This window comes from Cryptosporangium phraense, assembly GCF_006912135.1.
Taxonomy (GTDB): Bacteria; Actinomycetota; Actinomycetes; order Mycobacteriales; family Cryptosporangiaceae; genus Cryptosporangium; species Cryptosporangium phraense.
In genome coordinates, this window is record NZ_VIRS01000001.1 from 307,297 (window position 1) to 320,802 (window position 13,506).

General features: G+C 71.7%; 10 protein-coding genes. 8 read left to right on the top strand and 2 right to left on the bottom strand.

The window, feature by feature from the left end:
• Positions 1-39 precede the first annotated feature (39 nt).
• From FL583_RS01355 to FL583_RS01365, 3 genes are all read left to right on the top strand, one after another.
• Positions 40-1,188 (top strand): glycoside hydrolase family 27 protein, encoded by a 1,149-nt coding sequence (locus FL583_RS01355; protein WP_205751759.1) that lies wholly within the window; start codon positions 40-42, stop codon positions 1,186-1,188.
• A gap of 113 nt (positions 1,189-1,301) precedes the next feature.
• Positions 1,302-2,252 (top strand): ATP-binding cassette domain-containing protein, encoded by a 951-nt coding sequence (locus tag FL583_RS01360; RefSeq protein ID WP_142702565.1) that lies wholly within the window; start codon positions 1,302-1,304, stop codon positions 2,250-2,252.
• Complete coding sequence (locus FL583_RS01365; protein ID WP_142702566.1) at positions 2,249-3,019, top strand: ABC transporter permease; 771 nt, start codon at positions 2,249-2,251, stop codon at positions 3,017-3,019. The genes FL583_RS01360 and FL583_RS01365 overlap by 4 nt, the downstream gene beginning before the upstream one ends.
• Here the strand turns inward: FL583_RS01365 and FL583_RS01370 are convergent.
• Both FL583_RS01370 and FL583_RS01375 read right to left on the bottom strand, forming a co-directional pair.
• Positions 2,961-6,194 carry an AfsR/SARP family transcriptional regulator gene (locus FL583_RS01370; protein ID WP_142702567.1) on the bottom strand — a complete coding sequence of 1,078 codons (3,234 nt, stop codon included), beginning with the start codon at positions 6,192-6,194 and terminating at the stop codon, positions 2,961-2,963. The two genes, FL583_RS01365 and FL583_RS01370, sit on opposite strands and share 59 nt — an antisense overlap.
• A 47-nt stretch (positions 6,195-6,241) precedes the next feature.
• On the bottom strand, positions 6,242-7,999 hold the full coding sequence (locus FL583_RS01375) for a sigma-54-dependent Fis family transcriptional regulator (protein ID WP_142702568.1): 1,758 nt from the start codon (positions 7,997-7,999) through the stop codon (positions 6,242-6,244).
• 237 nt (positions 8,000-8,236) lie between these two features.
• Here FL583_RS01375 and FL583_RS01380 point away from each other — a divergent pair, with 237 nt between their 5' ends.
• The 5 genes from FL583_RS01380 (at position 8,237) to FL583_RS01400 (ending at position 13,498) form a co-directional block, all read left to right on the top strand.
• Positions 8,237-9,874: a ferritin family protein gene (locus FL583_RS01380; RefSeq protein WP_142702569.1), complete on the top strand. Its 1,638-nt coding sequence runs from the start codon at positions 8,237-8,239 to the stop codon at positions 9,872-9,874.
• Between the two features lie 52 nt (positions 9,875-9,926).
• A complete protein-coding gene (locus FL583_RS01385) occupies positions 9,927-10,961 on the top strand; it encodes an FAD-binding oxidoreductase (RefSeq protein WP_142702570.1) in 1,035 nt (344 codons plus the stop codon).
• A gap of 8 nt (positions 10,962-10,969) precedes the next feature.
• Entirely contained in the window at positions 10,970-12,058 is a 1,089-nt protein-coding gene (locus tag FL583_RS01390; RefSeq protein ID WP_142702571.1) for an aromatic/alkene monooxygenase hydroxylase subunit beta, read from the top strand.
• The gene (gene mimD, locus FL583_RS01395; protein WP_205751760.1) at positions 12,055-12,405 is read left to right on the top strand and encodes a propane 2-monooxygenase effector subunit MimD; all 351 of its coding nucleotides are present in this window, start codon (positions 12,055-12,057) and stop codon (positions 12,403-12,405) included. The genes FL583_RS01390 and mimD overlap by 4 nt, the downstream gene beginning before the upstream one ends.
• A gap of 67 nt (positions 12,406-12,472) precedes the next feature.
• On the top strand, positions 12,473-13,498 hold the full coding sequence (locus FL583_RS01400) for an NAD(P)-dependent alcohol dehydrogenase (protein WP_142702572.1): 1,026 nt from the start codon (positions 12,473-12,475) through the stop codon (positions 13,496-13,498).
• The last annotated feature ends 8 nt before the right edge of the window (positions 13,499-13,506 follow it).

Genomic DNA, 13,506 nt, shown 5'->3' on the forward strand with positions numbered 1-13,506 from the left:
CCCAGAGTTTTCTTATGATCGACACCTAGCGTCCGCCCGGTGCGACGCATCTGGGTACTGGCGGTGCTGCTACTGCTCGCCGGGTCGATCGCGCCGGGCACGCTGCGGCCGGTCGCGCTGCCGGTCGGCGCGGCCGCGACCCCGCCGCTGGGCTGGAACTCCTGGAACGGCTTCGGCTGCGACGTCAGCGACGCGCTGATCCGCCAGACCGCGGACGCGCTGGTCAGCTCCCGTCTGCGCGACGCCGGCTACCGGTACCTCACGATCGACGACTGCTGGATGGCTCCGCAGCGCACCGACGGCCACCTGGTCCCCGACCCGGCCAAGTTCCCGCACGGCCTGACGACCCTCGCCGACTACGTCCACGCCCGCGGCCTCCGCTTCGGCCTCTACGAGTCCGCCGGCACGAGGACCTGCGCCGGGTACCCCGGCAGCCTCGACCACGAGACCTCCGACGCGCGGGACTTCGCCGCCTGGGGCGTCGACTACCTCAAATACGACAACTGCTTCAACGGCGGACGTCCGGCCGGCGACCGGTATGCCACGATGGCGGACGCCCTGCGGCGTACCGGCCGCCCGATCGTGCTGAGCCTGTGCGAGTGGGGCGAGAACGCGCCGTGGAGCGGGTGGGGCGCGCGAGCCGGCGGATCGCTCTGGCGCACCACCGCCGACATCAGCGACACCTGGACGTCGGTGCTGGCCAACCTGGCCGCCCAGGTCGCGCTGCCCACCGGGCGTCCGAACGCCTGGAACGACCCGGACATGCTCGAGGTCGGCAACGGCGGGATGGACACCGGCGAATACCGGGCCCAGTTCTCGCTCTGGGCCGTGCTGAACGCGCCGCTGATCGCCGGGAACGACGTCCGGCGCATGACCGCGGCCACGCGAGACATCCTGCTGAACCGCGAGGTGCTCACGGTGGACCAGGACTGGTCCGGGCGCGCCGGGCGGCTGGTCCGGGAGTCCGGGCCGCTCCAGGTCTGGGCCAAGCCGATGACCGACGGCTCGGTCGCGGTCGTGTTCCTGAACGTTTCCGACGACCCGGTGCCCGCCACCGCGTCCGCCGCGGAACTCGGCCTGAAACCCGGCCCGAGGACCACCCACGACCTCTGGACCGGCGCGAACACCACCGGCCCGGTCCGCGCCACCGTGGCCCCCCACGACGTCGTCATGCTCCGCGTGACCTGACGGAACCGCCCGGAACCGCCCGGAACCGCGGCGGAACCGCCGCGGAACCGGGGGCCCGCACTCTCCTTCCTGTCGGCGCCGAACGGCACCGGCCGAGAAGAAGGAGGAGGGTCATGACACGCGCGCCGGCGATCGTCACCACCGGGCTGAGGAAGTCGTTCGGGGACCACGTCGTCCTCGACGGCGTCGACCTGACCGTGCCCGAGGGCACCACGTTCGCGCTGCTGGGCCCCAACGGCGCGGGCAAGACCACGATGGTCCACATCCTGTCCACGCTGCTCACCCCGGACGCCGGCGAGGCCCGCATCGCCGGGCACGACCTGGCCACCGACCCGGCGGGCGTCCGCGGCGCGATCGGCGTCACCGGGCAGTTCTCCGCGGTAGACGGCCTGCTCACCGGCGAGGAGAACCTCCGCCTGATGGCCGACCTGCACCACCTGGGCCGCGCCCGCGGGTCCGCCGCCACGGCGAAGCTGCTCGAGCAGTTCGACCTCACCGACGCCGCCCGCAAGCCGGTCTCGACCTACTCCGGGGGCATGCGCCGACGGCTCGACCTGGCGATGACGCTGGTCGGCGAGCCGCGCCTGATCTTCCTCGACGAGCCGACGACCGGGCTCGACCCGCGCAGCCGGCGCACGATGTGGGACATCATCCGGCACCTGGTCGCCGACGGGGTCACGGTCCTGCTCACCACCCAGTACCTGGACGAGGCCGACGAGCTGGCCGACCGGATCGCGGTCCTCGACCGCGGAACGCTGGTCGCGGAAGGCACCTCGGACGAGCTCAAGCGGCGCATCCCGGGCGGCCACGTCCGGCTCACGTTCGCCGACCGGGACCAGCTGGCCACCGCGGCCGCGACGCTCCCCGGCTCGACGATCCACGAGGACGCGCTCGCGCTCGACGTCGCCAACGACGGCAGCGTTCCCGCGCTGCGCGCGCTGCTCGACCGGCTCGACCAGCACGCGGTCGAGGTCAGCGAGCTCTCCGTCCACACCCCCGATCTGGACGACGTGTTCTTCGCCCTGACCGGCCACGCCACCGACAAGAAGGAGACGATCTCATGAGCGCCTACGCCCTGAGCGACTCGGCCACGATGGTGCGCCGCAGTCTCACGCACGTCCTGCGCTACCCGATCACGGTCGTCGTGTCGGTGGGCGTCCCGGTGCTGATGCTGTTGCTGTTCGTCGGCGTGTTCCGGGCGCTCGGACAGAGCCTGGCCGCGGGCCAGGACTACATCGACTACATCGTCCCCGGCGTGCTGCTGATGACCGTGGCCTACGGTTGCCAGTCCACCACGATGAGCGTCAACCAGGACAAGACCGAGGGCATCATCCTGCGGTTCCGGACGATGGCCATCTCCAGCTCGGCCGTGCTCACCGGGCACGTCGTCGCCGCGGTGGCCCGGACGCTGGTGAGCCTGGCGCTGGTGCTGGGCGTCTCGGTGGCGCTCGGGTTCCGACCGCAGGCCGGTGCGCTCGGCTGGCTCGCCGCGATCGGCGTGCTGGTGCTGCTCGTGCTGGCGCTGACCTGGCTGGCCGTCGCGACCGGGCTCACCGCGCCGACCGCCGAGGGCACCGCCGGGTTCACGCTGCTGGTCCAGCTGCTGCCGTTCGTGTCGAGCGCGTTCGTGCCGACCGACACGATGTCGGGCGGGGTCCGCTGGTTCGCCGCGAACCAGCCGTTCTCGCCGATCATCGAGGCGATCCGCGGCTTCCTGCTCGGGACGCCGGTCGGCTCCGACGGCTGGATCGCGGTCGGCTGGTGCGTCGGGCTCACGCTGGTCGGCTACCTGTGGGCGCGGTCGGCCTTCCGGAAAGTTCCCGTGCGCTGACCAGCGCGGACGCTTCCGCCATCAGCGCGTCCTGATCGAGGCCGGCGTACGACTCCTCCGCGGAGTCGTACGCCGGCCCGACGAGTTCCCGGATCCGCGCCAGGGTGGCCGGCGTGGTGAACCCACTGGTGACGCGGAACCGGTCGGCGATCACGACCATCCGGGCGGCCGGCTCCACGGCCGCGTCGCCGTGCCGTTTCAGATCGGCCAGCGCGAGGGCGAGCAGGAGCGCGCCGGCGATGTTCAGCCCGGCGATCGCGTCGATCCGGGCGAGCATCGGCAGCAACCGGCGGGGCAGGTCGGCGACCAGGCCCGGGACCAGGTCGAGCCGGTCGTCGAGCACGTGCGCGATCACGGCGCCGGCCTGTACTTCCTCGATCCACGGCCGCTGGCGCGGCAACTGCTGGGCCTCGGTGCGACGCAGCCGCTCGGCCGCTTCGCGCCAGAGCCGCAGCCCGTCCTCGATCCGTCCCCGTCCGCGCAGGATCTCGGCCCGGATGATGACGTCGAACGCCTGCAGTTCGTCGTCGGACCGGGCCTCGGACCGGGTGAGCTCCTCCAGCCACTGCTCGGCGTCGTCGAGCGCGCCGGTGCGTACCGCGATGAACACCATCGACCAGCGGACCCGGGCCGCGGTCCCCCAGGCCCCGAGGTCCTCCAGCACCGGCAGCACCGCGGCCATGTGCCGCTGGGCCTCCTCGACGCTCCCGTCGGCGAGCGCCAGCTCCCCGACCCGCGAGTGGACGGCCATCCGGAGCCAGCGGTTCCCGCGGTTCCCCAGCACGTCGAGGGCGCGCCGGGCGGCGTCCAGCGACGCGTCGAGGTCGCCGGTCGCCTCGGCCGCGTAGCTGACCGTGCTCAGCGCGACCGCCGCGACCATCGGCACGTCGGACTCGCCGAGCGCCCGGATCGCGTCGAAGTCCGGGGCCCGCAGCACCGCGTCGGCCGCGCCGACCAGCGTGTCCGACGTCGGGGACGGCGGCAGCCGGCGCAGCACCGCGAGCGAACGCGGGACCCGGGCCCCCTCCAGGATGAACGCGGCCAGCGTCGTGATCAGCGCGCCGGTGCGCACCGCCTCGACCAGCGGCGGCGCGGGCCGGAAGTGCGAGAGTACCCAGGCCGGCTCCCGGTTCAGCCAGGCCATCCGGGACAGGTTCGACTCGATCGTCCACAGGCCCCCGAGCGACGCGACGCACAGCGCCACCGTCTCCCCGTCGTGGCGCTCGATGGCCAGCCGGAGCGCGGCGACGAGGTTGTCGGAGTCGGCCCGGACCCGCTCCACGAACTCGACGAAGCCGGGCCCGAACACCTCCCCGTAGGTTTCCAGGCACACGGCTCGCGCCCAGGCCAGGAACCGATCGACGGCGGCGCCGGTCTCGCCGGCCTCCTCGCAGCGCAGCGCGGAGAACTCGCGGACGGTCTCGAGCATCCGGAACCGGACCCCGGCCGCCGCGTCCGACACCTTGAGCAGCGACTGGTCGACCAGGTGCTCGAGCACCGGCAGCGCGTCGTCGACGTCGAGGACGAGCGCGGCGGCGTCGGCGGTGAACCCGTCGGGGAAGACCGAGAGCATCCGCATCGCCGACTGGCCGGCCGGTTCGAGCAGGTGCCAGCTCCAGTCGATGACCGCGGCCAGCGTCCGGTGGCGTTCCGGGGTGTCGCGGGAGCCACTGCGCAGGCCGAGGCGGGTGTCGAGGCGGCGGGCGATCTCGGCCACCGACAGCACCCGGATCCGGGCCGCGGCCAGCTCGACCGCGAGCGGGAGCCCGTCGAGATGGCGGCAGACCTCGTCGACGGCCTCGTCCGGCAGGTCGGCACCGGGGCGGACGGCCAGGGCCCGGGCCCGGAACAGCGCGGCGCACGTCGTCGGCGTGAGCTCGGGCAGCAGGTAGACGCTCTCGGCCGAGAGGCCGAGCGGGGTGCGGCTGGTGGTGAGCACGCAGACGTCGGCGCTGCGGGCGAGCAGCGACGCGACCAGGTCGGCGGCGCCGGCGATCACGTGCTCGCAGTTGTCGAGGACGAGCAGCGCCGACGTGGACCCGAGGGCGGCGACGAGGTCGGCGGGCCCGGCCTCGCCCAGGCCCAGCGCCGACGCGACCTCGCCGACGACCTCGGCGTCGGTGGTGAGGCCGGCCAGCGGGACGAAGACCACCGAGCGCTGCGGGGCGGTGCGGGCGACGGTCTGGGCCAGCCGGGTCTTGCCGAGCCCGCCCGGCCCGATGATCGACGTGACCCGGGACGTCCCGATCAGCGCGGTGACCGCCTCGACGTCGTGCTCCCGGCCCAGGAGCGCGTTCGGGTCGTGCGGGACGCCCCGCCTGGTCGTCGCGGTCTCCGGGCCGAGCAGCTCGGCCTGGACTTCACGCAGTGCCGGGCCGGGGTCGGCGCCCAGCGAGTCACGCAGCCGGCGCCGGTAGGCCTCGTACCGGGCCAGGGCCGCGGCCGGCCCGCGCACGGCCGCCTCGCAGCGCAGCAGCTCGGCCAGCACCTCCTCGTCGCGCGGCTGCTCCCGGGCCAGCGCGGCCAGCACCGGCTCGGCCTCGGCGAAGCGTCCCAGGCGGGCGAGCGCGAGGGCCCGGGCCCGCACGAGCGTCCGGTAGGCCGGCGCGACCGCCGCCCGCAGTGTCCCGAGCGCACCCTCCGCGTCCGCGCGCTCGGGTGGTACCCACCCGCCGGCGGCGCCCGCCGCAGCCGGGCCGGCCGAGCCGGCTGCACCGCCCGAGCCGGCCGCGGGGCCCGACCCGGCCGAGCCGCCCGCGCCAGCAGACCCGCCCGCGCCGGGCGCGCCGCCGCGCGGGGCGCTCCACAGCGCTAGACCCGCTTCCGCCTCCGCCAGGGCGGCGGCCGGGTTGCCCTCCCGTGCGGCGCGCGCGGCCGCAGAGCGCGCGGCGGTCACGTCCACCTGGTCGTCGTCCAGCGCCAACCGGTACCCGCGAGGGGTGCTGACCAGCACGTCGGCACCGACCTGGGCCCGGGCCCGGAAGACCAGGGCCTGCAGGGCCTTGGCCGGGTGCTCGGGCGGGCCCTCGGGCCAGAGCTCCTCGATCAGCCGTCCGGCGCTGCACCCGGCCCGGAGCTCGCCGGCCAGCACGGCGAGCAGCTCGCGCACGCGCGGCCCGGAGACCTCCCGGTCCCGGAAGGCGACCCGCGTCAGCAGGGCCAGCTCCACGCTCACGTCGGCCAGATTAGACCGTGCGCCCGGCACCCGGTCAGCGACCGGCTTCAGGACGGTACGTCGATGCGGTACTGCTGGATCTTCCGGTAGATCGTCGCCCTCGACATGCTCAGCGACGCGGCCGCCTTGCTGCGGTTGCCTCCGAACGCCCGGAGCGCGGCGACCACCGCGTCCCGCTCCATCGACTCCAGCGGGTTGAGCAGGCGGCCGGAGATCGTGTGACAGTTCGCCGGCAGGTCGGCCGCCTCGATCACCCCCGAGCGGCGGTGCTGGACGACCGTCCGCAACGTGTCGGTGAGCTCAGCGACGTTGCCCGGCCAGGGCGTCCGCATGAGCAGTTGCATGGCCTGACCGGAGACGGTCAGGTCGCGGCCCGTCGCCAGACGGGCCAGCAGCACCGGGACGATCTGCGCGATGTCGTCGGCGTGGTGGCGCAGCGGCGGCAGTTCGACCGACGCCGGGAAGCAGCTGAGCAGCGCGTCCCGGCCGAGAGAACCGGCGCCGGTCGCGACCACCCAGCCGTCGCCGCGCCGGGCGCGGTACTGGTGCAGCAGGTTCGCCAGCGCGTCCCGCCGGGTGCCCCGGACCGCGTGCACGTGGCGCAGCACCAGCGTGCCGTCGAGCTGCTCCAGCTCGGCCCGCACCACCGAGAGCAGCTCGTCCTCGCCGTAGGGCTGGGCCAGGTCGACGACGCGGAACGGCCGGGTCGGGTGGTACAGCCGGTGCAGCGCGGAGGCCACCGCGAACTTGCCCACGCCGGCTTCGCCGCCGATCGTCACCCACTCCCGGTGCAGGTAGTGGTTCCGAATCTCCTCGCAGGCCAGGACCCACAGACCACCACTGCCGACGACGCCGGGCAGCGGATGGGCCAGCGCGTTCCGCCCGCCGAGCGGCTGTTCGACCCCGCGCTCCAGCCGGACCCGGGCGACGCCCCCGGCCGGCCCGCCCCCGCTGACGATCGGCGAGCAGAGCAGCCGGGCCCGGCCGCCGCTGGGTAACTCGACGATCATCGACGTCTGCTTGCCGCGCTCGGCCGCCTCGCCGGTGACCGCGATCAGCATCGCCTGGTCTTCCGGCGTGAGCAGGTGCCGGGCGTTGTCGTTGAGCATGACGACGTCGGCGTTGACCGCGAGCACGATCGCCGTGCTGCGCCGGCAGGCCCGCAGGTACTCGCCGAACAGGTCGAGCTCCCGCCGTCCGCTGTCGCGCAGCAGCTCCTGCTCGATCAGCGACGCGGTGCTCTTGGCCATCGCCAGCAGCAGCGGCCCGGCGTCGGAGCTCCAGCAGGTCATGTCCAGCAGCCCGACGGTCTGCCCGCTGACCGGGTGGCGCACCGGGACCCCGGCGCAGCCGAGCGTGTCGAGCACCCCGGTGTAGTGCTCCTGGCCCCAGACCTCGGTCGGCTGGCCGCTCTCCAGCGCGGTGCCGATGCCGTTGGTGCCGACGTCCTGCTCGGCGTAGCTGAAGCCGGGCGCGAGCTGCACCCGGTCGAGGTAGCGGACCAGACCGCTGTCGTCCGACCGACGGTCGAGGACGACGCCGTCGCGGTCGGTGAGGATCAGGCTGACCGGGCTGCCGTTCAGGCTCTCCTGCACCGACGGCAGGACGACGCCGGCCGCGCGGGCCAGCGGGGTCTCGAGGTCGGGCTCGGCCGTGTACGTGGGCGCGACGCCGTCCGGCGGGATCTCCCACCGGCGGGAACGCGTCCAGGACGCGGCGATCGTGTCGCGGACTTCTCGCGCGGCTCCAGCGGCCGCCCAGAACCGCTCCCGGGCCGCCCCGAGTCCGGGGCTCGCGGGGGTCACTGGTCCGCTGAAGGCGTGCTTCATCGTTGAACTCGCCTCCCCGCCGTCACGAATGTGTCGCCGATGTGAACGAGCGTAGGCGAACCGGCCCGGGCGAGCCGTCTCAAGTTGAGACCTGCGTCACCGCATTTCGGGGTTGGAATCTCTGGCATCCGGAACGGCGGCCTCCCCGGGCAAGACGGAGGGCCGACTGCGACGCCGCTCGGAGACCGTCATCCGTCCGAGGGAGCTCACCGCATGAGCCGACAGAGCCTGAGCAAGGCCCACCGCAAGATCACCGAACTGTCGTGGGAACCCACGTTCGCCACCCCGGCGAAGCGGTTCGGGACCGACTACACGTTCGAGAAGGCCCCGAAGAAGGACCCGCTGAAGCAGATCCTGCGGTCCTACTTCCCGATGGAGGAGGAGAAGGACAACCGCGTCTTCGGCGCCATGGACGGCGCGATCCGCGGCAACATGTTCCGGCAGGTCCAGGAACGGTGGATGGAATGGCAGAAGCTGTTCCTCTCGATCATCCCGTTCCCGGAGATCTCCGCCGCCCGGGCGATGCCGATGGCGATCGACGCCGTCCCCAACCCCGAGGTCCACAACGGGCTCGCGGTGCAGATGATCGACGAGGTCCGGCACTCGACGATCCAGATGAACCTCAAGCGCCTGTACATGAACCACTACATCGACCCGGCCGGGTTCGACATCTCGGAGAAGGCGTTCTCGAACTCCTACTGCGGGACGATCGGCCGTCAGTTCGGCGAGGGGTTCATCACCGGTGACGCGATCACCGCGGCGAACATCTACCTGACCGTGGTCGCCGAGACCGCGTTCACGAACACGCTGTTCGTCGCCATGCCGTCGGAGGCCGCCGCCAACGGCGACTACCTGCTGCCGACGGTCTTCCACTCGGTCCAGTCGGACGAGTCCCGGCACATCAGCAACGGGTACTCGATCCTGCTGATGGCGCTGGCCGACGAGCGCAACCGGCCGCTGCTCGAGCGCGACCTGCGCTACGCCTGGTGGAACAACCACTGCGTGGTGGACGCGGCGATCGGCACGTTCATCGAGTACGGCAGCAAGGACCGCCGGAAGGACCGGGACAGCTACGCCGAGATGTGGCGCCGCTGGATCTACGACGACTACTACCGCAGCTACCTGCTGCCGCTGGAGAAGTACGGGCTGGTCATCCCGCACGACCTGGTCGAAGAGGCGTGGAGCCGGATCTACGACGACTTCTACGTCCACCGCGTGGCGCAGTTCTTCGCCACCGGGTGGCCGGTGAACTACTGGCGGATCGACCCGATGACCGACCAGGACTTCGAGTGGTTCGAGGAGAAGTACCCGGGTTGGTACAACCAGTTCGGCAAGTGGTGGGAGGCGTACAACCGGCTGCGTCACCCGGGGAAGAACAAGCCGATCGCGTTCGAGGACGTCGGCTACGAGTACCCGCACCGCTGCTGGTCGTGCATGGTGCCGTGCCTCATCCGCGAGGACATGGTGGTCGACAAGGTCGACGGCCAGTGGCGGACGTACTGCTCGGAGACGTGCGCCTGGACCGACAAGGAAGCGTTCCGCCCCGAGTACCAGGGCCGCCCGACGCCGAACATGGGCCGGCTCACCGGTAAGCGCGAGTGGGAGACGCTGTACCACGGCTGGGACCTGGCCGACGTCATCAGCGACCTCGGGTACGTCCGCGACGACGGGAAGACGCTCGTCCCGCAGCCGCACCTCGACCTCGACGACCCGAAGAAGCTGTGGACGCTCGACGACGTCCGGGGCATCCAGTTCGGGAGCCCGAACATCGCGCTGAACGAGATGTCGGACGCCGAGCGCGAGGCCCACGTGGCCGCGTACCGCGCGAACCCGAACGTCACTCCGGCCTGAGCCGATCGCGGCGCGGCCCGGGCCGGGCCGCGCCGCGATCCGAGGGGATCCCATGGGAAAGAACCACAAGGTCCGCTTCGAACCCGTAGGCGTCGAGATCGACGTCGACGAGGACGAGACCGTGCTCAACGCCGCGTTCCGCCAGGGCGTGATGCTGATGCACGGCTGCAAGGAAGGGCAGTGCTCGGCCTGCAAGTCCTTCCTCCTCGACGGCGACCTCCAGATGGAGCGCTACTCGACGTTCGCGCTGGCCGACTACGAGAGCGAGGAGGGTTACGTCCTGCTCTGCCGGGCCCGGGCGTACAGCGACCTCGAGGTCGAACTGCTCAACTACGACGAGGACATGATCCGGTCGGGTCTCCCGCTGGTGACGTTCGAGACGACGGTCGAGGCGCTGGACGACGTTTCCCCCGACATCACCCGGCTGCGTCTGAAGCTGGGCGAAAGCTCAACCTTCCGGTTCCACCCCGGGCAGTACGTCGACCTCCGGATCCCCGGCAGCGAGGACCACCGCTCGTTCTCGATGGCGAACACCAGCGCGGCCGACGGCTACCTGGAGTTCCTCATCAAGCGGTACCCGGGCGGCCGGTTCTCCGGGCTGCTGGAGAACGAGATCTCGGAAGGCGACCCGCTCACCGCGACCGGCCCGTACGGGACGTTCACGCTGCGGGTCAGCTCCGACCGGCGGCTGGTGTTCGTCGGCGGCGGGGCGGGGATGGCGCCGATCCTGGCGTTGCTGCGTCAGATGGTGGAGAGCCGCACCGAGCGCGAGGCGGTCTTCTACTACGGAGCCCGGACGGCGGCCGACCTGATCTGCGCGTCCGAGCTCGCGGAAATCGGCGAAAAGCTGCCCGGCTTCCGCTTCGTCCCCTGTCTCTCCGACTCCTGGCCCGACGGCTGGGACGGCGAGACCGGGCTGGTCACCGCGGTGCTCGACCAGCGCGAGCCCGACCTCGACGACTCGGACGTCTACCTGTGCGGTCCCCCACCCATGATCGACGCCGGCCTGGCCCTGCTGGAGAGCCGGTCGGTCCCCGCCGAGCAGGTCTTTTACGACAAGTTCACGCTCACTGCGGCAAGCGAATGAGGACACCGATGACTCAACGCACGTTCCCGAAGCCGGAGTTCACCGGCGCGGAGGCCGGCCTCCTGACGTTTCCCGGTTCGACGAGCCGGGCCTACAACTACTTCACCCCCCGCAAGCTGCGGGCCACGGTCTACGAGGACGTCACGATGGACGTCCAGCCCGACCCGGAGCGGCACCTCACCCAGGGCTGGATCTACGGCTTCGCGGACGGCCCGGGCGGCTACCCGCAGGAGTGGACCGCGCTGAAGTCGTCCGACTGGCACCAGTTCCTCGACCCGAACGAGGAATGGGAACAGACGATCTACCGCAACAACAGCAACATCGTCCGGCAGATCTCGCTGAATCTGGAGAACGCCAAGAAGGCCGGCGCCTACCAGGCCTGGTCACCGGGCTGGACGCACTTCATCGAGCGGCACCTCGGCGCCTGGATGCACGCCGAGCACGGGCTCGGCATGCACGTGTTCCTGTCCGAGCAGCGCTCGGCGCCGACGAACATGATCAACAACGCGATCGCGGTGAACAGCGCGCACAAACTGCGGTTCGCCCAGGATCTGGCGCTCTACAACCTCGACCTGTCGGAGTCGAGCCTCCCGTTCGACGGCAAGGCCCACAAGGCGGTCTGGCAGAGCGAGCCGGTCTGGCAGCCGGTGCGCGAGAACGTCGAGCGGCTGACCGCGATCCGCGACTGGGCCGAGTCGCTGTTCGCCGCGAACATCGTCTACGAGCAGCTGGTCGGCGCGCTGTTCCGGAGCCACCTGGTGATGCAGGTCGCCGCCCGCAACGGCGACTACGTGACGCCGACGCTGGTCGGCGCGGGCGAGAACGACTACGACCGCGACCTGCGCTACACCCGGGCCCTGTTCAAGATGCTCACCGGCGACGAGACTCACGGCACCGACAACAAGGCCGTGCTGAACGGCTGGCTCTCGGCCTGGGTGCCGGTCAGCGTCCGGGCCGCGCACGACCTGCAGCCGATCTGGTCGCAGATCCCGGAGAAGCCGGTCACGTTCGCCGACTCCTGGCACGCGTCGACCGAGTCGTTCCGGAATGTGCTCGATGAACTCGGGCTGGACGAGCCGAAGGAGCTGACCCAGTGACCGCCCCGTCGAAATTCGCCGTCAACCGGACGACGTCCAACATGGCCGGCGTCACGCTGATGAACAACCAGAACGGCTACGTGGTCGCCGACGTCATGCGCACCAAGGACGGCGTCACGGTCGAAGAGTTCCCGTCGATGATCCGCGTCGACGGCGAACGGGTGCTGACGTTCGACTACGACGAGATCAGCGACGCGATCGGCTTCGAGTTCGACCAGTCGGACTTCGAGGAGATCATGTCGACCCACTACGGGCGCATGGTCCACCTCGACGACAAGACGATGCTGTTCGCCAACCCCGAGGACGCGGCCGAGTACATCGACTTCGACCTCGCGCCGGTGAACTGACTCGTTCCGGCCCGGCCGCCCGGCGGCCGGGCCGCCCCTTACCGCGACCACCGAGGGGAGCACGCCAATGAGAGCCGTGCAACTGTCCCGGTACGACACCTCACCCGTCCTGACCGAGGTACCCGAACCCACGATCACCGGCCCCCTGGACGTCGTCGTCCGGATCGGTGGCGCCGGGGTCTGCCGCACCGACCTGCACGTCATCGAGGGCCAGTGGCAGCAGAAGTCCGGGGTGACCCTCCCCTACACGCTCGGCCACGAGAACGCCGGCTGGGTCCACGCGGTCGGTCCCGCGGTCACGAACGTGTCCGTCGGCGACCCGGTGATCCTGCACCCGCTCGCGACCTGCGGCCTCTGCCCGGCCTGCCGCCTCGGTGACGACGTCCACTGCGAGAACTCCCGGTTCCCGGGCATCGACAGCGACGGCGGCTACGCCGACCTGCTCAAGACCAACGCCCGCGCCGTCGTGAAACTCGACCACTCCTTGCAGCCCGCGGACGTCGCCGCGCTGGCCGACGCGGGCCTGACCGCGTACCACGCCGCTCGCAAGGCCGCGGCCGCGCTCCGCCCGGGGCACAAGGCCGTGATCATCGGCGCCGGCGGGCTCGGGCACATCGGCATCCAGGTGCTGCGCGCGCTCACGCCGGCCGAGCTGATCGTCGTCGACCGGTCCTGGGAGGCGCTCGGCCTGGCCGAACAGCTCGGCGCCCAGCACATCGTCGCGTCCGACGGCAGCGAGGTGGACGCCGTCCGCGACCTGACCGACGGGCACGGCGCCGAGGCGGTGCTGGACTTCGTCGGCGAGGGCGGTGCGGTCGAGGCCGGCCTCGGCATGCTGCGCCGGGCCGGCAACTACTACGTGATCGGGTACGGCGGCGAGCTGCGCGTCCCGATGATCGACGTGATCTCGACCGAGGTGAACTTCGTCGGCAACCTGGTCGGCTCGTACACCGACCTGGCCGAGCTGATGGTGCTGGCCGCCGCCGGGGCGGTCACGCTGCACACCCGCCGGTACCCGCTGTCCTCGTACTCCGACGCCCTCGACGACCTGGATAAAGGCGAGGTCCGCGGCCGCGCCATTCTCGTCCCCTGAAAGGTTGG